Below are 19,920 nucleotides of genomic sequence, written 5' to 3' on the forward strand. Positions count from 1 at the left end.
ATGGGGGCGAGTGACCGGTTCGAACGGCTTCGGGAACAAGCCAGCGGCGAGACGACTGGCAGTTCCGCCCCGAGGCTCCTCGGAGCGGTCACGCTCGCTGTCTCCATCCTCCTGATTTCGCCCATCCTGTGGCTGTTCGTCCACGGTGCGGGCATGGAACCGGGACGAATCGTCGAACTCGTCGTCAGCGAGACGGCGACAGAAGTGACGCTGAACACGCTGGTCCTCGTGGCTGGCGTCACCGTCGCGTCACTCTTCATCGGCGTCCCGCTGGCTATTCTCACGGTCCAGACGGACCTGCCGTTCAAGCGGTTCTGGACGGTCACGTCAGCGCTCCCACTGGTCGTCCCGAGTTACATCGGCGCATTCGCGTTCGTCTCGGCGTTCGGGCCGCGCGGCGAACTCGCGGACCTGCTCGCGCCGCTCGGTATCGAGCAGCTTCCCACTATATACGGCCTGCATGGGACGGTCCTCGTCCTGACGCTGTTCACCTATCCGTACGTGTTTCTGACCACGCGCGCGTCACTGCTCTCGTTCGACGGCACCGTCGTCGAGGCGGCGCGGACGCTCAACCACACTCGCTGGGAGGCGTTCAAGCGGGTCACGTTCCCCCAAATCGCACCGGGTATCGCCGCCGGAGCGTTACTGGTCGCGCTGTACGCGCTCTCGGACTTCGGGACGCCCGCCATCATGCGCTACGACGTGTTCACGCGGATGATTTACAACGAACAGCAGGCCCGCAACGTCGACGCCGCCGCCGTCCTCTCCATGCTGTTGCTCGTGATGGCGATGGGCATCCTCCTCGTCGAGTCCCGCATCAACGCCAGTCGCGACGGTGCCTACGTCAGCGGCGGCGACCGACGACCCGGAGAGATACGCCTGGGCTACTGGAAGTTACCGGCGACGCTGTTCTGTGCGGCCATCGCCAGCCTCTGTCTCGTCCTGCCGGTCGGTATCCTGACCCAGTGGTTGGTTCGTTCGGGCACGCGCCCGCCGGGCGGATTCTCGTTCGGGATTTCTCACGTCGCGAACTCCGTCGGGCTCGCCGCGGCGGCGGCGGGCATCTGTCTCGTCGTCGCCCTCCCTGTCGCGTACCTCTCGGCGCGCGGGACCGGCCCCCTCTCGTCGCTCCCGGAGCGCCTGTCCTACATCGGCTACGCCGTCCCCGGCGTGGTCATCGGCCTGGCGCTCATCTATCTGGGCCTCCAGTTCGTCCCGTTCCTCTACCAGAGCGTCGTCGTGTTGGTGTTTGCCTACGTCGTCCGGTTCCTGCCGCAGGCCGTCGGCGCGACGGAGTCCTCCATCCTGCAGGTCGACCCGAGTTACATCGAGGCCGCCCGGTCGCTGGGCTACGCGCCGCTGTCGGCGTTCCGGCAGGTGGTCCTGCCGCTGGTCGCGCCCGGTATCGCCGCCGGTGCGGCGCTGGTGTTCCTGACGACGATGAAGGAGTTGCCCGCGACGCTGATGCTCCGGCCGACGGGATTCGAGACTATCGTCACCTACATTTGGCTCGTCCGCGGAGCAGCATACCAAGGACAGGCGGCCGTCCCGGCGCTCATCCTCGTCGGCGTCTCGGGGCTCTCGATGCTGGTCATACTCAGACAGGAGGGTAACTAAATGTCGAAACAGAAACCAAGTCAACGCATTTCGGAGTTCGATACCATAGATTCGCCCGTCGCGGACCCCGACCGGACGGTGCTCACGATGGACGGCATCTCGAAGGACTACGGGCAGGAAGTCGCCGTCGAGGACCTCTCGCTCGAAGTGAAGGACGGCGAACTGCTCACGCTGTTGGGACCGTCGGGATGCGGAAAGACGACCACACTCCGGATGATCGCCGGGTTGGAGGAGCCGACCAGCGGGTCTATCACCATCGCTGACGAGACGGTCACCGGCGACGCCGACGGGGCCTATCGCCGTCCGGAAGAGCGCGACGTGGGCATCGTCTTTCAGGACTACGCCCTCTTCCCGCACCTCTCGGTCGCCGAGAATATCGCGTTCGGCCTCACGGAGATGGACGAGGAGGACGCGGACCGTCGCGTCGACGAACTGCTCGACCTCGTGGATTTGGCGGCCCACCACGACAAGATGCCGAATCAACTCTCGGGCGGCCAGCAACAGCGCGTCGCCCTCGCCCGCTCGCTCGCACCGGAACCGGACGTGCTCCTGCTGGACGAACCGTTCTCGAACTTGGACGTTCGCCTGCGCGTCGAGATGCGGGAGGAAGTCCGGAAGATTCTGAAGCGGGCCGGTGTCACCGCCATCTCGGTGACCCACGACCAAGAAGAGGCCCTGTCCATCAGCGACCGCGTCGCCATCATGAACGACGGCGACATCGCACAGGTCGGCGACCCCGCGAAGGTGTTCGAGAACCCGGAGAGCCGGTTCGTCGCGAGTTTCCTCGGACAGGCGAGTTTCCTCTCCGGGCGCGTGACCGAGGAGCGACTCGAAACCGGCCTCGGGTCGTTCGACCTCGAACTCCTGAACGGCCCCATCGAGGCCTACGACGGGGCGATGATCGATGTGCTCGTCCGTCCCGACGACCTTCGGGCGGTCCCGACCAACGAACCGAAGGCCGACGGCTACGTCGTCCACCGCCAGTACAACGGCCCCTCGTTCATCTATCGGGTCGAACTCCACAGCGGCGACGTGGTCCACTGCATGCACAACCACGTCGAGACGTTCGAGGCGGGCCAACCCGTCGAGGTCGACCTCGACGCGGACCACGAACTGGCGTGGTACCCGGCGGAATGAACAGACTGCGACGGCCGCGGGTGCAAGCCCTCGCCGTCGCGCTGGTGGGCGGACTGCTCGTTTTCACGCTCGCGCACGTCGTCTTTCCGTACTACACGAGCAATCACGACGAGGCCGTCTACCTCCAGCAGGCGGCCATGCTGTTAGACGGGCAACTGTTCCTTCAGCCACCTGTCGACGGCGCGTTCCGGCCGTGGTTCTTCGTCGAGAGCGAGCGCGGCCTGTACGCGAAATACACGCCCGTCCCGGCGGCGATGTTCGCCGTCGGAAAACTCCTGGGCGGCTACCGGGTCGCCCTCGCCGTTGTCGCGGCGGCGACGCTGGTCGGGACGTACCACACCGTTCGGGAGGCGTTCGACGCCCGGACCGGCGTCGTCGCGAGCATCCTCATGCTGGCTTCGCCGCTCTTCCTCGTCGACGCGTCCGTGTTCCTCTCGTACGTCCCGGCGACGATGTGGAACCTCGCGTTCGCCGCGAGCTATCTCCACGCCGACCGAACCGGGAGCAACGGAACGGCGACGCTCGCGGGCCTCTGTGTCGGCGTCGCCTTCTTCACGCGGCCGTACACCGCCGTCCTGTTCGCGACGCCGTTCGTCCTCCACGCGCTCTGGTCGCTCCGGACGGTCGAGCGGCCGGTCGTCGTTCGAGTGGGACTCACTGCGCTGTTCGGCGCCCTGGGCGTGCTCGCCGCCCTGTCGTACAACGCCCTGCTAACGGGCGACCCGCTCGTCTTTCCGTATCAAGCGTTCGCCCCGGACGACGGCCTCGGATTCGGCGAGCGGTCGATTCTCGGCTACTCGCGGGACTTCACCCCGGCGCTGTCCCTGCAAGCCAACGCCGAACTCCTCTGGAAGTTCGCGACCCAGTGGGTGGTCGCCGGACCGCTCGGCACCCTCACCGCCGCCGTCGGCGTCCTCGTCGCTCGTCACCGTGGTTTCGACGCCCGACAGACCGCGCTCGCTGGCGTCTTTGTGACCGTTCCGCTCGGGAACCTCTACTTCTGGGGGACGGTCAACATGCTGGGGGCGCTAGCTGATCCGACAGACGGCCTCGTTCGCTTTCTCGGCCCGTACTATCACGTCGACTTGCTCGTGCCGACAGTCGCGTTCGGTGCCGTCGGCGTCCTGTTCACCGCACACCGCCTCCGCGAACTCGTCGAGACGCACGTCCCCGCCGAGCGTGCTACACCGGTACTCGTCGCGGCGACGCTCGTCTGTGGAGCGGTCGGCGGCGGCGTCGCCGTTACGGCGGCGGCCGAGCCAGTACGGGACAACTACACCGTCACTCAACAGTACGAGCAGGCGTACGCGCCGTTCGAGCAGACGGACCTCACGAACAGCGTCGTGTTCCTGCCGACGCCGTACGGCGACTGGCTGAATCACCCGTTCCAACCGCTCCGGAACGACCCCGGGTTCGACGGCGACACCGTCTACGCGATGCAGGAAGCGCAGTTCGCCGTCGCGGACCACTACGCCGAGCGGCAGTACTACCGCTACGCCTACCGCGGCGAGTGGATTCCCTACCTCGGTCAGCCCGTGGAACCGACGCTCCAGCGGGTCCGCCTCGTCGAGGGAGCGGCCGTCGACACGCACGTCGAGGCGACGGTCCCCGACTCGGCGGAACTCGTCGCCGTGCGCCTCACGAACGGCGAGGAGAACGCCTACACGACGATAGACGGGAGCGAGCCGCTGGACCTGCGGCTTCGGTCGAACGCGAATCAGACGGTGCTGACGGGCGCTGGGGTCGACGAACGAGTGGCCGTCTCGACGCCGACCAGCGGCACGGTGACGCTGATACTGTTCGTCGATTTCGGGACCGGGTCCGGCTTCAAGTACCGCGCCGAACTTCCCGTCGACCAGACTACCGGCGAAGTACGGGCGCTGACGCCCCGCCTCGAAGTGTGCTGGTCCGAGCGCCGCTGTGATGGCCGGGCCGCCTACGTGCCGGGCACGCACCGCTACGGCATCGAGATGAACGTGACTGTGGAGGGAACAACGTGACAGACTACGAACTCACCAGACGAGACGCGCTGAAAGCACTCGGGGCCGCAGGAGTGACCGTCGCGGGCGGCGTGGCGGCGCTGTCGTGGCCGGACGGCGAGAGCGAGGACGAGAACGTTGCGATGGGAGAACACGAACGCGAGACGGTCCGCGCCGTCGCGAGCACCGTCTATCCGAGTGAACTCCGCGGTGTCGCGGGGTTCGTCGACGGCTACCTCGCCGGACGAGTCGACGCCGACCCGGAGCGAGCGCGGGGTATCGCAGACGCCGTCGCCGCCCTGGACCGGTACGCTCACGACTGGGAAGGTGACGACTTCGCCGCACTCGACGCGCCGAAACGGGACGAGACGCTACGGGGGATGGGCGTCCACGTCTCGACGCCGGACCCGGACGGCGACCCGCGTCAGCGGGTCCGGTACTACCTCGTGAACGACCTCCAGTTCGCGCTCTACAGTTCGCCGACCGGCGGGACGTTGGTCGGCATCGAGAATCCGCAGGGCCACCCCGGTGGGACGAAGAGTTATCGTCGACCGCCCGAGTGACGTTTGCGGGCCACTCTCACCGGAACCGTTCTTCGTAGGCCACGCGGACGATGGACTTCGCGATAGCCGCGCCGCCCGAGAACGGGTCGAGTTTCGTCTCGCCCTTGCGCTCGTCGTACTCGATGGGGCGCTCGCGCACGTCGTAGCCGCGCGTGAGCGGGCGCATCAGGAGTTCCGCCGAGAGACCGGTGTTCTCCGTCCAGCGTATCTTCTGGAGCACCTCGCGGCGGTAGGCACGCATGCCCGTCGTCGTGTCGTGGACGCGCTTGCCCATCAACACGCTCGCCAGCAGTGCGAACAGTTCGTTGCCGAGTTTGTTCATTCCGGGCATCTCGTCGGCCCCGAAGTAGAGTCGGTCGCCGCTGACCACGTCCGCCCCGTCGTTTATCTCGTCGAGAAAGTCGGGGAGTCGCGCCATCGGGTACGTGTCGTCGCAGTCCGTCGTGACGACGACCGGGCGCTCGGGCGTGAGGACGGCTTCGCGGACCGCGACGCCGTAGCCCTGCGGTTCCTGTTCGACGACCGTCGCGCCGTGTTCACGGGCGATTTCGGGCGTTCGGTCGCTCGAGCCGTCGACACAGACCACCTCGGCCCGGCCGTCGGTCACGTCGTCGATGTCCGAAAGGACGCTCCCGATGGCTTCTTCCTCGTTGTACGTGCCCATGACGACGGCGAGGTCGTCGAACGTGTATCTGGTCTCGTCGGCCTGTTGCGTCGACACTGCGTTCATTGGAGAGACGTATCTGCTCGCCCCTCTTGAGCTTTTAGGTTCGCCAAAACTACTGTCGCTCGAGATACGTTTCGAGTGGCGTCGACGCCGTCCAGACGTGCTCGAACAGGTCACGTCCCCACTCAACCGCCGACGCCGACTCGGCGTACACTTTCGCAGACGGCCACCGCCCGTCGTACGTCGGCACCGTCAGTATGGTCCACCGTTCGGAGACGCCGAGGGCGAAGGAGACGGTCGTGACACGCACGTCCGTCTCCTCGTAGACCCGCGTGTACGGCCCGTCCTCCATGTTCAGTAGCACGTCGTCGACCACGGGTTCCGATACGAGGAGTCGTGAGTCCTCGTTGTCCGGCATGGCCTCCTGATACTCCCGGTGGTACACCGGCGAGACGATGTCACAGCTCTCGACGGCTTCGACTTTCTCGACCACCCACGGCACCAGACCACGGAGGTCGCGCTCGGCGGCACGAAGTACTTCGTACTCCCCCAGTTCCGGGAGGCGGCAGCGGAACGGCTCCGGAACCACGCTCGCGTCGTGGGACTCCCAATACTCGGGTTCCGCCGCGAGCAACGCGTCCGTCGCGTGTTGCCGAGCGAGCGTGTCCGCGACCAATCGCCCGATTCCGCTGAGTCGCCAGCCATCGGGCGTCTCGACGATGACGCCGCGTGTTTCGAGGTCAGACAGCGCGTCGTAGACGGCTGATTCGCTGGCGTCGAGTGCAGAGAGGAGTTCGTCGGTCCGCCGCGTCCGGTCACAGAGCGTACACACTACGTCCGACCGAACCGACGACGCCCCGACGTACTCGACGTGTGAAGAGCCACCCATGAGTGTTTGTTATGCTCTCCTGTCCGGCGAGACACATATCAGTTTCCACTAGAACCGGAACTCTCTGCGCGGAGTTCGCTTTTGCGAGACGCTTCGAGAGTTCTTCGCAGAAATACTGGAATCTTTTTGATTGAGGCTGGCCTCCGACAGCGTGCTGTCTTCCAGCGTTTCCCCGCTGACTCGGACGACGGTCGGGTCTCCGCCCGACCGTTCGTCGCCACCGTACCTCGACAGCATCCGTCCACGCGACGGTGCGGGCCGTGGGCTATCCGCTCACGGCACTCATTGTCCTTTCCGACGCTGGTACAGTCCCGAAAGCGAAGGTGGTCGGACTCAGCCCTCAGGCGGTCGGCGGTTCGTCGCGGCCGATCTGTATCTCGTAGGCTTCGATGTCCTCGTAGGCGGCGACCTGTCCGCCTACGTCGACCGGTCCCTCCGCCGTCTCGACGACGAGCGTCGCCACCTCGCGATTCGGCCCGAACGACACCTCGGCGACCTCTCCCTGAACGACCCAGTGTTCGCCCGTCTCGACGTCCCTGCCTTCGATGGTCGCGTAGAACTTGCCTTCGAGCGTCGTCAGGTCGGAGATACAGCGCCGTATCGTTCCGTACCGCCGCGGGAAGGGGAGGCCCATTCCGTCGGTCGCGATGACCTCCGCCGTCGTCCACAGGACGGTGTTGAGGAACCCAGAGACGAGGAAGCCGAGTTCCGAGCGGTTGAAGATGACGCCGTACCGGTCGCTCTCGCCCTGAATGGACTCGCGCGTCGCGTACATCGAGTAGTTGCCGTCGGCGACGGCGACGACGGGCGTCGTGATACCCCGTCGCCCCTTCACCGTCGTCGCAACCGACGCGTAGTCGAACTCTGTCGGCGACGGCGCCTTCGAAGACGGCGAGAGGAGAATCTCCGTCGCGATGCCCGAGTCGCGGCGCTTGGCCAACTTCGACTCGAACCGGTCGAGCAGCGAGGGCGTCAGCGACAGCGTCAGTTCGTACTCCGCCGCATCGATGATGTCGTCGAGGTAGCGCAGAATCGTCGGCCGGGACTTCACGAGCGAGACGGCTTCCGGCTCGCGGGCCGGGGCAACGTACCGCGATGAGAGGTCGTCGACTAACGAATTCAGCGATTCCTGAATGTCGCCGAACGCCTCGCGGGGGTCTATCGCGAGGACCTTCATCGGCCGGGACTCCTTCAGTTCGACGAGGCCGACGTCGCTGAGGCTCCTGACCGTATCGTACACCCGTGGTTGCGGGATGCTCGTGTTCTCTGCTATCTCCGACGCCGTCATCTCGCCATGTTGGAGGACGGCCAGATACGCCGCAATCTCGTATTCGCCGAGATTGAAGCGTGATATGACCTGCTCTAGTGACGCCTCCAAATCGTCACTGGACATACCGGCCGTTACACGGTCGACTACAAAGAGGTTCGGCTATCGCCCGGTACTTACCGGACCGTCGGCGAGTCGACTTCTTCGAGGCGGCGGTTGTGGAGCGCCTGCCCGCTCTTGCGGTCGAAGACGTGGACGGCCGACTCCGGTATCTCGACGACGAGATGCTGCCCGGATTCGACGCTCTTCATGCCGTCCAGAACGGCCGTGAAGAGGTTCGACTCGGTGACTTCGTTGCCCTCGAAGACGAGGTGGACGACGTTCTCGTCGCCCATCGGTTCGATGACGTCGACGACCGCCCGGAAGTCGTGGTCGGACTCGACGGTCGACTTGAGTTCGATGTCCTCGGGACGGATGCCCAACACGAGTTCGCTTTCGTCGCCGAGCGCCGACACTGTCTCCTCGGAGAGTTCGTACTCGAAGTCCGCTGTGACCAGCGTCGTTCCCTGGCGCTCTGCGTCGAAGAAGTTCATCGAGGGCTCCCCGATGAAGCCCGCGACGAAGAGGTTGTTCGGTTCGTGGTAACACTCCAGCGGCGTCGCGCACTGCTGGAGAATCCCCTCGTCGAGGATGGCCACGCGGTCGGACATGGTCATCGCCTCGACCTGATTGTGCGTGACGTACACCGTCGTCACGCCGAGGTCTTCCTGCAGTTGCTGGAGTTCCGTCCGCATCTCCGCGCGGAGTTTGGCGTCGAGGTTCGCCAGCGGTTCGTCCATCAGGAACACCTCGGGGTCCCGGACGATTGCGCGGCCGAGTGCGACGCGCTGTTGTTGCCCGCCGGAGAGGTCGCTCGGCGGTCGGTTCAGTAGTTCGGCGATGCCGAGGAGCGACGCGGCCTCCTCGACGCGTTGGTTGATTTCGTCGTCCGGGAGGTCGGTCGACTCTTCGAGGCCGAACGCCATGTTCTCCCGAACGCTCATGTGCGGGTAGAGGGCGTACGACTGGAACACCATCGCGACGTCGCGTTTCGTCGCGGGCACGTCGTTTATCACCTCACCGCCGAGTCGAATCTCGCCTTCGGAAATCTGTTCGAGGCCAGCAATCATCCGGAGCGTCGTGGACTTTCCACAGCCGGACGGACCCACCAGCACGAGAAATTCACCGTCGTCGATGTCTATCGAAACATCGTCGACGGCGATAATCTGCTCACCGTCGTCGTCGAATATCTTGGTTACGTTATCGAGTGTCAGACCTGCCATCGGTTGGTTCCCCCATTGATGTCGTGTCTACTTGCACTGCTGTTGCCACCGGACGGACCGGGACACTATCAGGTAGAAAGGGCCGTTGGCCGACGTATATAGCTGTCGCTATCCAGGTAGCCAATAAAAAATGACGGTTGGGTGGACGGAGTTACAGGTTGCTGTAGGCGTCCGAAATCTGGCTGACGACTTCGTCGTTCGAGGAGCCAGAGATGAGCGAGCTGATAGCCGAGGCGACGCCGGACTTGACCGACGGCTTGACGGCCAGGCCGTGCTGGAGCGACGGCGGCTGGGCCTCGGACTCGCCGAAGTCCGCGATCTGGTCCTGCGAGAACGCCGAGAAGGGCTCCTCGCTCGCGTCGGTACGCGGCGGAATCGAACCCTTGCGCGGGTTGAACAGCTCCTGACCTTCCGCGGTCCCACAGTACTGACACCACAGGGTGGTGGCGTCGGGCGACGGGTTCGCCGTCGGGTACGGGAAGGAGTCCATGTTCAGCATGTAGTTCCCTTCCGTGCCCGGGAAGACGACGTAGTCCCAGTCTTCGCCGTACTCGAAGCCGTCGGCACCGATGTAGGTCCCTGCGGCCCAGTCACCCTGGTGGATGAACCCGGTCTCGCCGTTGATGACACCGGAGTTCGCCTCGGTCCACGAGATGGAGCCAGCGTCGCTCGGGTAGAACTCGCTGTACTCCCGAACGGTGTCGAGCGCCGCCGCGATAGCGTCGCTGTTGGCGTCGATGTTGCCCTCGACCCACGTCGCGTTGTACGTGGAGGCGTCGGTCTGCCCGAGGAAGATGGTCGCGAACATCTGGACCGTCGACCACGGGGAACCGGTCTGGTGGGCCATTCCGGTGTAGCCTGCCTCGTCGACGGCCGCGAGTGCGTCCGTCACGTCCGACGGCGTCGAGAGCGAGGACGGGTCGACACCCGCGTCCTCGACGACGCTGACGTTGTAGAACAGGTTGTTGATACGGTGGATGTTCAGCGGGACGGTAACGTAGTTACCGGCGGGCTGAGCGGCGTCCTTGACGCCCTGCAGATAGGCGTCCTTCATGCCGTTCTCGCTCCAGACGGAGTCCTCGATGTCTTCGAGGAGGTTCGCGTCCGTGAACGGGATGAGGGCCTTGCCGGGCCACTGCTGCCACGTGCTGGGGTGGCTGCCGTTCTGAATACGCGTTCGGATGTTGGTCTGGAGGTTGCTCCCCGCGCCACCGGCGACGAGGTTGTCGTCGGTCGCGACGTCCGGGTGAGCCTCCTTGAAGCCCTCGAACAGCGCGTTGATTGCTTCGTTACCGTCGCCCTCGCCCCACCAGTGGGCCACTTCGAGGGTGGCGGTTTGCGTGGTCTCGCTCCCGCCGTCGCTACCATCGCTGGAGCCGTCGCCGCTGCTGCCATCGCTGCTGCCGTCGCTGCTGCCACTGCCGCCGTCGCCGCCACCACAGCCAGCGAGCGACGCAGCACCAGCCGCGCCAGCGATGCGTAGAGCGTTCCGTCGTGTAAGCCGTTTGTCAGAGTTTTCGTCAGTCATGGTTGCACCAATACCTCACCATTTCTTATTGAGGATTCACACTTAATACTTCTGTATGACAACAGCGTCCGTTTTACCCATCGATATCCGCACAAAAAACGCGAGCCGTCCATCGGTTACGTCTTTATTCCGGTTCGAGTAAATAATTTAGCTGGTAGGAAATGTAACGAATATTATCATTCATATCGGGCCCTCGAATCTTGAATTTGGCTTCTCCTACCCTGATATTCAAAGGAAGTTTCTCGAGTCCGAACCCGCCGGGCAGGGCGCTGATTACAGCGAGTCGAACTCGACGACGGCCTTGATTTGGTCGTTGTCGTCGTCGAAGGCCGGGGCCACGTCCTCCGGGGTCGCGACGGTCGTGATGAGGTCGTCGAGCAGCCATTCCGGCATGTCTTCGAGCGTCTCGACGGCATATTCGAAGTGCTTGATGTGAGAGTTGACCGTCCCGATGAGACACTTGTTGTGGAGGACTATCTCGTTGTGGAGCGTCCCCCCGTCGATTTCGAAGTCCCACGGCTCCGGGATGCCGAGCAACGCGCCGACGCCGTTCGGGGCGAGCGCGTGGACCGTCTCGATGACGTGCGGCGCGAATCCGGTGGCCTCGTAGACGTAGTCGATAGACTCGTGGGCGTCGGGAATCTCGTCGACGGTAGTCTGTCGGGAGTCGACGTACGTCGACCCGAGTTCGTCGATGATGTCGATAGTCGGGTCCGGACGGTCACGGCGGCCGACGCAGTAGGTCCGGTCGAACTTCTGCTGGAGCATCCAGAGTGTGAGGAGGCCGAGCGACCCGTTGCCCAGCACGCAGGCGGATTCCGGGCGCCACTCGAACGGTTCGCGAGTCGCGAAGGCGTGTTCGTTCGCCTTCTCGGTGATGGAGATGGGTTCGACGAACAGGCCGTACTCGGCGATGTCTTCGTCGATGGGGACGAGGTAGTCTGCCGGAGAGGTGAAGAACTCCGCCATGTACCCGTGCCCGCCGACGATGCCGCGTTCGACGTACTCGCCTTCGGGAGCCATGTCCGGTTCGCCGCGGCGGAAGTACTCGTTCGTCTTCCCGTCGGGCTTTCGGCGGACAGTGGGGACGACGACTTGCCCCGGGTCCATGCCTGTGCCGTTCGGGTCCTCGACGACGCCGACGGCTTCGTGGCCCAGCACCATGTGGTCCTCCCCCTCCGGGAATCCCCCGTGGGACCCCGCGATTACCTCGTGGTCCGTCCCGTCGACACCGACGCGGAGCGTCCGGACGAGCGCTTCCCCCTCGCTCGGTTCCGGTCGTTCTACGTCGAGTAACTGCGGTTCGTCCCCCTCACGCGTAACACCGATGGCTTTCATAACGTACCGGACTGTCAGAGTACACCGGATTAAGTCTTTCTTCCCGATTATCGCCGATTAATCGAGGGACACCGCGCGGCCGTTCTCGCTCGACCGATAGATGGCATCCATCACCCGCTGGACGGTCAGCGCCTGCGCGACAGTGTTGGTCTCCGGGGCGGCGCCGTCGGCGACCGCTTCGATGAACCGGCGCAATTCCGTCGCGTGAGCGTCGTCGTCCTGCGTCTCGATGTCGCTCGTCCGGTGATGCATCACGCCCGTCGTCTCCGTCTCGTACAGTTCCAGCGAGTAGTCCGAGAGGTCCAACCCCGCCCCGGCCCGGTCGCCGCGGACGTAGAACTGCTGGCTGTCCGGTCGGTTGCTCGCCCACGCGACCTCCAGCGTCACCGTCGAGCCGTCGGCACAGCGGATGAATGCACTCGCCGAATCGTCGACGGAGAACTCGTCCGCGCCGTGGTCTTCGCCCCACATCGTCACGTACGCGTAGTCGTCCCGCGTCCCGAACTGTGCGCGCGTCTCGCCCGACACCTCGACTACGTCGGGGTAGCCGAGCAGATACAGCGAGAGGTCGATGGCGTGTGCGCCGATGTCGATGAGCGAGCCACCCCCGGCAATCGGTTCGCGAGTAAACCACGACCCGCGTCCGGGCACGCCGCGCCGACGGATGTAGTCAGCCTCGACGTGCGTGATGTCGCCGAGCGTTCCCTTCTCCTCGTACCCCATGAGCGCCTGTACGGGGTTGGCAAAGCGGTTGTGGAAGCCGACCATGCAAAAGCCCTCGGCGTCGGCGGCGGCGTCGGCGATTCGCTCGGCGCTCTCGACCGTATTCGCCAGCGGCTTCTCGACCAACACGTCCAGCCCCGCCTCCAACGCGCCCACGACGTACTCCTCGTGGAACTTGTTCGGCGTCGTCACGAGGACGGCGTCGACGGTTTCGTAGAGCCGCTCCGGTTGCTCGTACACCACCGCACCGTACTCTTCGTTGAACGCCTCGCGGGCCGCCGGGTCGATGTCGACGCCACCGGCGACCACGTTCCCTAGCCCGACATCGTGCAGGCGCTGCGCGTGGAGCTGTGCGATGTTCCCGAGGCCGACGAAACCGAGACGGACGGATGAGAAATCAGTCATTGTCGTTGCTACCGGAAGCGAGCAGATGCGACGAGAAAAGCGTCTCGGGTTCGGATTAGTACAGCTGTCGTTCGCGCTCTTCGCGCTCTTCTTCGTGCTCCTGCTGGGCCTTCTCCGCGCGACGGCCGCGCCGGTACTGCACCAGCCCCGGGATGATTTTGTTCTTCATGTCCAGCACGAACGACCCGATGCCGTACGCCCAGAAGAAGAACAGCACCAACATTCCGCCCCAGTACACTGTGGCGGCGAGGTGGCTGCTCATGCTTTCAGTCGTCGGATTCGACTTCGCTTCCGGCGGCACCGCCGCCGGCCCCGATTGGCTGGAGTTTGTGCACCAACGCCTCGCCGGTCCCCGTGTCGAACAGGTGGATGTTCCGCCGGTCGATGACGACTTCGATGTCGTCTTCCTCCTCGTACTCGGAGTCCGGTTCGATGCTCATCAGGAGTTGGTTGTCCGTGGTGAGCTCTTGGTCCATCGACGTCTCCGTCTCGTCCAGTTTCATGTAGGCGAATATTTCGTCGCCCATGGGTTCGAGGATGTCCACCTTCGCCGCGATGCTCGCCGTCGCGTCGGCGACTTCGTTACGGTGTTCGGCCGGGTAGATGTCTTCGGGACGGATGCCGATGGTCACCTCGTCGCCAACGCCGACCCCATCCACAGTCGAAGGGTCGAACGCCAACGAGAAGTTCGACGTGTCGATGCTGTTCTCGCTCACTGTCCCCGAGACGAAGTTCATCGACGGCGACCCGATGAATCCGGCGACGAACAGGTTGTCCGGTTCGTTGTAGCAGGTCAGCGGCGGGTCGATTTGCTGGAGACTCCCGCTGTTGAGGACTGCGATGCGGTCCGAGAGCGTCATCGCCTCCTCCTGGTCGTGGGTCACGTAGATGATGGTCGTGTCCAGTTCCTTGTGCAGGCGCTGGAGTTCCGTCCGCATGTGGACTTTCAGCTTCGCGTCCAGGTTCGCCAGCGGCTCGTCCATCAGGAAGACGTCCGGTTCGCGGACGATTGCCCGGGCGATGGCGACGCGCTGGCGCTGGCCGCCGGACATCTCGTCGGGCATCCGGTCGAGCATGCCTTCGAGTTGGACGATTTCGGAGGCCCGCTCGACCCGGCGGTCGATTTCGTCCTGCGGGTAGTCCCGCAGACGCAGGCCGAAGCTGATGTTGTCGTAAACGTCCATGTGCGGGAACAGCGCGATGTTCTGGAACACCATCGCGATGCCCCGGTCCTTCGGCGGGAGGTTCGTCACCTCGCGGTCGCCGATGTGGATTTCCCCTTCGGTCGGGATGGTGAGACCGGCGATGGTCTCCATCGTCGTCGACTTTCCGCACCCGGATGGGCCGACGAAGCAGATGAATTCGCCGTGGTCGATGTCCAAGTTCATGTCGTCGACCGCGGTGACAATTTCACCTTGGTCGTCGTAGCGTTTCGTGACGTGTTCGAGTCGTACTGATGCCATTGTGTTACTCCTTGAGTGCGCCTGAGGTTAGTCCACTGACGATGCGTTCCTGTGCGACGACGACGAGGATGACGACCGGGAGCACCCCGACGACGCTCGCCGCAGCCATGAGATTGAACTGGGTAGTGTACTGGGTCTGATAGCTGAGGATACCACCGACGAGAGGCGACCAGTTCTGGGCCTCCGGTGACAGTGCCATGATGGAACTGAAGAAGTATTCGTTGTACACCGAGATAAAGGTCAACACGGCGGCCGTCGCAACGCCGGGTGCCGAAAGCGGCATGATGACCCGGAACAGCGCCCCCAGTCTCGTGGTTCCCTCGACGCGCGCTGCGTCCTCCAGTCCGTCGGGAATCTGGGCGTAGAACGTCGTCAGGATGAACACCGCGAGCGGCAGGAACAGGCCGCTGAACGGAATCACCATCGACCCTGGCGTGTTGAGGAGACGCGGCCCGGTGAACAGTGGTATCTCGGTGAACGGGATGAGTATCGGTTCGTTGCCAGCGAACGCCTCAAACAGCGGGATGAGGAACGCCGCCGGTGGGAAGTAGCTAATCGCGAGGATACCGAGCATCAACAGCGCCCGACCCGGGAACTCCAATCGACCGAACGCATACCCGGCGAGGCTCGCGATAATCAGTATGATGATGGTCGTCGTGAGCGCGAGCGCGAAACTATTCAACACGAACAGGTGGAACGGGATCTGTTCGAAGATAGTGATGAACGCCTCGAGATTAACGCCTTTGTTCGGCACCGGGAGCGGGAACGTCATCTGGGAACCGAACAGATCGAACGACGGCAGGAAACTGCCCGCGAGCAGGTTCTCTCGTGGTGTCACCGCGAGGACGAGCAGCCAGTAGAACGGGAACAGCGTTGTCACGATGAAAAACACCATCGCCGCGTAGAACAGCGCCTGATACACTTTCCCGGGGTTCTGGATGGCACTCTGAGTCCATCGCGCGAGCGGTCCGCCCTCTGTCTCGTCTGCCTTGTCTGTTGTCGTTGCCATTTCAGATCGCATCCTCCCCTTGCCACAGGATGATAACCATCACAACGAGGCCGATGATTGCCGCGGTGATGAACGCGATAGCCGCAGACGTCCCCTGCCGCGTGTTGAACGTCGAGACGACCATACACGACAGCGAGGGGACGACGGCGCAACTCGACACGGTGTCGATGATACCGTACACCCGCATCGCGCCGACCATCCGGAACAGCACTGCGACCCCGATAGTCGGGAGGATGAGCGGGAAGGTGATCATCTTGAACTGCTGGAATTTCGTGGCTCCGGAGACTTTCGCGACGTCGTAGAGCCCGCGGTCGATACTCTGGAGGCCCGCCAGAATCAGCAGGGCCATGAACGCCGACGTCTTCCAGATGTCGGCCACCAGAATGATGAACAGGGCGCTGACCGGGTCGTTCAGTGTGTTGGTAGGTGCCAACAGCCCGAGGTCAGCGAGTGGTGGCGTCGCAAAGCCGACGTTGGAGTTGAACATCAGGTAGAAGATGATGCCCTGGATGACGACGGGGACGGCCCACGGGATGATGATGGCCGCTCGGATCCACCGTCGCCCGTAGAAGTCCTGGTCAAGAACGAGCGCCTGCCCCAATCCGATGATAGTCTCGAAGAAGACGCTGACGACGGCGAAGATGATGGTCACGGCCAGCGCGCTGTTAACGAGGTTGTCCACCGTGAGACTCGCGGGCAGGAAGGTGTTACTCCCCGGCAGGAACTGGTCCTTGCCGCCGGTGAACACCTGCACGTAGTTGTCGATTCCGACGAACGTGAACGTCGTCAGATCGGTGCCGACCGCGTACAACGAGAGTTCGAACGTCCGCAAGAGCGGATAGAGGGCCACGATACCCATGATGATGAACACCGGCGTGAGCAACAGATACGCGTACTGTGTGTCACTCAGGTTCTCCATCCAGCGAACCGCGGCGATGAGCATCCCGGACCGACGGGACTCACGTCCAGCGTCGGCTGCGTCTGTGCTCATCGTTAATCAATCCTCCACATGTGCATAGATAACATGTCTATAACTGTTTGGGGTTGCTTGTAAAGTTATCCCGAGCTTATGACGACTCGGTCTCGGCGAGGGCCGTCGCCAACGCCTCCATCGCCTGCTCGGAGGACGTATCCTGCGCGACCGCACGGTTTGCCTGCTGGGCGATCTTGCTGGTCTGATTGCCCCAGACGGACGTGGTCGGGCGCGGCATCGTGTTCTCACCAGCCACACGGAGCGTGTCCATGTAACGGCCTGTCGGTTCCTGTTCTCTGGCGACGTCGGAGTTGAACAGTTCCGGTTTCGGCGGCAGCCAACCCCACACGCGGAGCAGGTCGAGGTTGAACGAGTCCTGCGTGACTGCACGGAACAGTTCGTTGAGGGCCTCCGGGCTCTGGGTGTTGGGGTTGCCGACAACGTGCCAGCCACCGAGTGCCGACGTCGTGCCACCCGTCCCTGGCTGTGCGGCATCACTCTCAGGAACGGCGTACGGAATCGGCATCGTCCCCAGGTCCGTTCCGAAGATGTCCTCGCTACCAGCACTGGCGATGGCGTAGGGCCAGTTGCGGTGGAACACGGAACTGCCGTTCTCGAAGGGTGCCTTCGAGGGGTTCTCTATCCAGCCGAGGATGTCCGTCGGCGTGAATCCGCCGCCGTAGCCGTCGAACTCGCCGCCGAAGTCCTCGTCGTGGACGAACTTCCGCATCATGTTCAGCGACTTGATCGTCTCTGGCTCGTTGACGGTGATGGGGCGCTCGCCGACTGGCCCGAAGAGGTTGTCCCGGCCGCCGAAGTACGCGCCGCCGAACGAGGACATGACCTCGTTGAACGTACAGCAGGCGGTGCCGACGTAGATGTCCCACTGGGTCGTAAAGCCGTAGTCGAGTCCGGCGTTGTCCTGTATGTCGACGGCGATGTTCGACCACTCCTCCCACGTCATCGGTTCGGTGGCCCAGTTGTTCGATTCCGGACTGTAACCGGCCTCTTCGGCGAGGTCCTTGCGGTACAGCATCGTCGGGAAATCCGGGAACAGTGGAACGCCGAAGAGGTTCCCGCTACTGGGGTCCCGAGCGGTGTCGGTAAAGCCCTGGAAATAGTCGTTGTTGACCGTCGAGAGCACGTCCTCCGGGAGTTGCTCCGACAGGTTCATGATCTGACCGCGCTGGATGAAAATGTTCACCCAGCCGTTGTCCATCAGCATCGCGTCCGGTTTCGACTCGCCCGCACTGAGTCGGCGGTTGAAGTTCGACCGAACCTCACCGGTGTTTTGGCTCTGTGTCGTGAAGTTCAGCTCGACCCAGTCAGGGAGGCCCGCGTTGCGGAACGCGTCGCGGACACCCTGCTCAGCTTCCTGCAGGATGGGCGCACCCATGCTCATGGTGACCGACTGTGTCTCCTGACCGCTCCCGTCTCCGGTCGAGCTACCGTCGCTCCCACCGCCGCCATCGCCACCGTCGCCACCGTCGCCACCACCGACGAAGTCTGCGCACCCAGCGATACCTGCTGCGACACCAGTCGCCCCTGCGGCACGGACGAACCGTCGCCGCGAAACGCCTGTCGAGCTATCACCGTTCTGCTTGCCATTGTCCGACATGTCTATTCTGTGGTTACCGGGCCACCACTTAAGCGTTATCCATAATTAACCACAGGTGTTGTTAATGGCATGTGGTCTCACCGTCAAAAATGAATATTCCTGACAGTTCTACCGCGACATCAACAAGTCGTATAAATAGCTTTCGTAAAGAAAAACGGTTATTTGCGAATCCTCTCAGCTCAAACGCGCAAACAGTTGTATGGTTTATCCGGACGAACCGTCACTCGTAGCGGATGTCGGTAATCGTGATGTTGGTCGCTTCTATCTCCTCTAAGACCGCACCCCACCCCCCGATTTCGTAGGTTGTACCGTCGGATTCGAGAGTCGCACTGATGCGCCCAGCCAACTGGACGAGGGGAACGGGGTCTTTGCGGTCCATCGCGCTCCCGATGTAGTTGACGTCGGTGATGGTCCCCGTGAGTTCGACGTGCTCCGACGTCGAGGTAATGAACCCTTCGACGGTGGCCTCGATAGTCGCGCCCTCGCTCAGTAGGGGTTCGATGTCCCGGACAGCGTACCGGAGGTCGACGTACGTCGTCGGCGTCTCCGGGGTTCGCTCCGTAACGATGGTGTCCCAGATCTCCCACAGACAGGTGAGGAAGAACCAGTGGAAGACGTAGGTGTGCGTGGGGTCGTTGACCAAGACGCCGTATTCGCTGACCGAGTGGCGGTGCGGCGCGAAGCACGTCCACTGGCGGTCGACGAGAACGAGGAACGGCGACGGCAACTCCCGGTGGCGCGCCTCGGTACAGGTCCCCTCGATGTCCTCGACGGTGGGGGCTTCCTCGTCGGGCTCCGTACAGATGCTCAGTTTGATGTCGATACCGCGCTCGTGTGCGTCTCGCAACGCCCGTTCGAGTTCGTAGAACTGCCGCGAGTTGACCCCCAGTTGAATCTGGTTCTCGGCGGCGTCGATGAGGTCGACCGCCCGGTTGAGCACCGTGTCGAACCGCTTGACGATGCTCACCTCGTGGTCCGAAATCTCCGGCTGGTTGTACCGCTCCTCTATAGTCTCCGCCGCGTCGAGGTACTTACTGGACCGGGACCGGAGGTCTTCGAGGACCTCTTTCGGGTCCCGCGCCCGCGCGGTGAGACTGTCCTGCTGGAAGGTTTCGATGTATCCCTTCGACTCTAAGTCCCGGAGCACGTCGTAGATTCGCGGGTCTGGGACGTCGCAGGACTCGGCGACGTCCGTCGCAGAGGCTGTCCCGAGTCCGAGCAGTGCCACGTACGCCTCCGCCTGATACGGCGAGAGGCCCGAGTCTTCGAGTATCGCTGTTAGTTCGTCGTCGTCCATGAGTGTGCGAGAGTGGTGTCGCTGTCTGTCTGACGGCAAATACCGGACACAGGGATTTCAGTCGTTCGACCCATCGCCAGTGCACTAGCGCGGAGGGCCACCACGGCCGGTGACGACCGGTGCGG

At 63.5% G+C, this 19,920-nt stretch carries 17 protein-coding genes; 4 read left to right on the forward strand and 13 right to left on the reverse strand.

Features of this window, described 5'->3' with window-relative positions; translation table 11 throughout:
- The 4 genes from NJQ44_RS10250 to NJQ44_RS10265 are packed head-to-tail and all read left to right on the forward strand — an operon-like array spanning position 1 to position 5,296.
- The gene (locus NJQ44_RS10250; RefSeq protein WP_254271252.1) at positions 1-1,617 is read left to right on the forward strand and encodes an ABC transporter permease; all 1,617 of its coding nucleotides are present in this window, start codon (positions 1-3) and stop codon (positions 1,615-1,617) included.
- Positions 1,618-2,754: an ABC transporter ATP-binding protein gene (locus NJQ44_RS10255; RefSeq protein ID WP_254271253.1), complete on the forward strand. Its 1,137-nt coding sequence runs from the start codon at positions 1,618-1,620 to the stop codon at positions 2,752-2,754. It begins immediately after the preceding gene.
- On the forward strand, positions 2,751-4,754 hold the full coding sequence (locus NJQ44_RS10260) for a DUF7846 domain-containing protein (protein ID WP_254271254.1): 2,004 nt from the start codon (positions 2,751-2,753) through the stop codon (positions 4,752-4,754). The genes NJQ44_RS10255 and NJQ44_RS10260 overlap by 4 nt, the downstream gene beginning before the upstream one ends.
- Positions 4,751-5,296: a gluconate 2-dehydrogenase subunit 3 family protein gene (locus NJQ44_RS10265; protein WP_254271255.1), complete on the forward strand. Its 546-nt coding sequence runs from the start codon at positions 4,751-4,753 to the stop codon at positions 5,294-5,296. Before NJQ44_RS10260 ends, NJQ44_RS10265 begins: the two co-directional genes overlap by 4 nt.
- A gap of 16 nt (positions 5,297-5,312) precedes the next feature.
- Here NJQ44_RS10265 and NJQ44_RS10270 read toward each other — a convergent pair whose 3' ends face one another.
- From NJQ44_RS10270 to NJQ44_RS10330, 13 genes are all read right to left on the reverse strand, one after another.
- Positions 5,313-6,026 (reverse strand): dolichyl-phosphate hexose transferase, encoded by a 714-nt coding sequence (locus NJQ44_RS10270; protein ID WP_254271256.1) that lies wholly within the window; start codon positions 6,024-6,026, stop codon positions 5,313-5,315.
- Positions 6,027-6,075: 49 nt separating this feature from the next.
- The gene (locus NJQ44_RS10275; protein WP_254271257.1) at positions 6,076-6,852 is read right to left on the reverse strand and encodes a helix-turn-helix transcriptional regulator; all 777 of its coding nucleotides are present in this window, start codon (positions 6,850-6,852) and stop codon (positions 6,076-6,078) included.
- 340 nt (positions 6,853-7,192) lie between these two features.
- Positions 7,193-8,245 carry an HTH-type sugar sensing transcriptional regulator TrmB gene (trmB, locus tag NJQ44_RS10280; RefSeq protein WP_254271258.1) on the reverse strand — a complete coding sequence of 351 codons (1,053 nt, stop codon included), beginning with the start codon at positions 8,243-8,245 and terminating at the stop codon, positions 7,193-7,195.
- A 50-nt stretch (positions 8,246-8,295) separates the two neighbouring features.
- Positions 8,296-9,441: an ABC transporter ATP-binding protein gene (locus NJQ44_RS10285; protein ID WP_254271259.1), complete on the reverse strand. Its 1,146-nt coding sequence runs from the start codon at positions 9,439-9,441 to the stop codon at positions 8,296-8,298.
- A gap of 151 nt (positions 9,442-9,592) precedes the next feature.
- Complete coding sequence (locus NJQ44_RS10290) at positions 9,593-10,969, reverse strand: ABC transporter substrate-binding protein (protein WP_254271260.1); 1,377 nt, start codon at positions 10,967-10,969, stop codon at positions 9,593-9,595.
- 273 nt (positions 10,970-11,242) lie between these two features.
- The gene (locus NJQ44_RS10295; RefSeq protein WP_254271261.1) at positions 11,243-12,307 is read right to left on the reverse strand and encodes a glucose 1-dehydrogenase; all 1,065 of its coding nucleotides are present in this window, start codon (positions 12,305-12,307) and stop codon (positions 11,243-11,245) included.
- A gap of 57 nt (positions 12,308-12,364) precedes the next feature.
- Complete coding sequence (locus NJQ44_RS10300) at positions 12,365-13,435, reverse strand: Gfo/Idh/MocA family protein (protein ID WP_254271262.1); 1,071 nt, start codon at positions 13,433-13,435, stop codon at positions 12,365-12,367.
- Positions 13,436-13,490: 55 nt separating this feature from the next.
- The gene (locus NJQ44_RS10305) at positions 13,491-13,697 is read right to left on the reverse strand and encodes a DUF8005 family protein (RefSeq protein WP_254271263.1); all 207 of its coding nucleotides are present in this window, start codon (positions 13,695-13,697) and stop codon (positions 13,491-13,493) included.
- Between the two features lie 4 nt (positions 13,698-13,701).
- Entirely contained in the window at positions 13,702-14,898 is a 1,197-nt protein-coding gene (locus tag NJQ44_RS10310) for an ABC transporter ATP-binding protein (RefSeq protein WP_254271264.1), read from the reverse strand.
- Positions 14,899-14,902: 4 nt separating this feature from the next.
- On the reverse strand, positions 14,903-15,907 hold the full coding sequence (locus tag NJQ44_RS10315; RefSeq protein ID WP_254271265.1) for a carbohydrate ABC transporter permease: 1,005 nt from the start codon (positions 15,905-15,907) through the stop codon (positions 14,903-14,905).
- 1 nt (position 15,908) lies between these two features.
- Positions 15,909-16,898: a carbohydrate ABC transporter permease gene (locus tag NJQ44_RS10320; protein ID WP_254271266.1), complete on the reverse strand. Its 990-nt coding sequence runs from the start codon at positions 16,896-16,898 to the stop codon at positions 15,909-15,911.
- 76 nt (positions 16,899-16,974) lie between these two features.
- Positions 16,975-18,498 carry an extracellular solute-binding protein gene (locus tag NJQ44_RS10325; RefSeq protein ID WP_254271267.1) on the reverse strand — a complete coding sequence of 508 codons (1,524 nt, stop codon included), beginning with the start codon at positions 18,496-18,498 and terminating at the stop codon, positions 16,975-16,977.
- A gap of 220 nt (positions 18,499-18,718) precedes the next feature.
- A complete protein-coding gene (locus tag NJQ44_RS10330; protein WP_254271268.1) occupies positions 18,719-19,795 on the reverse strand; it encodes a TrmB family transcriptional regulator in 1,077 nt (358 codons plus the stop codon).
- Positions 19,796-19,920: the final 125 nt, after the last annotated feature.

This window comes from Haloarcula marina (assembly GCF_024218775.1).
Classification (GTDB): domain Archaea; phylum Halobacteriota; class Halobacteria; order Halobacteriales; family Haloarculaceae; genus Haloarcula; species Haloarcula marina.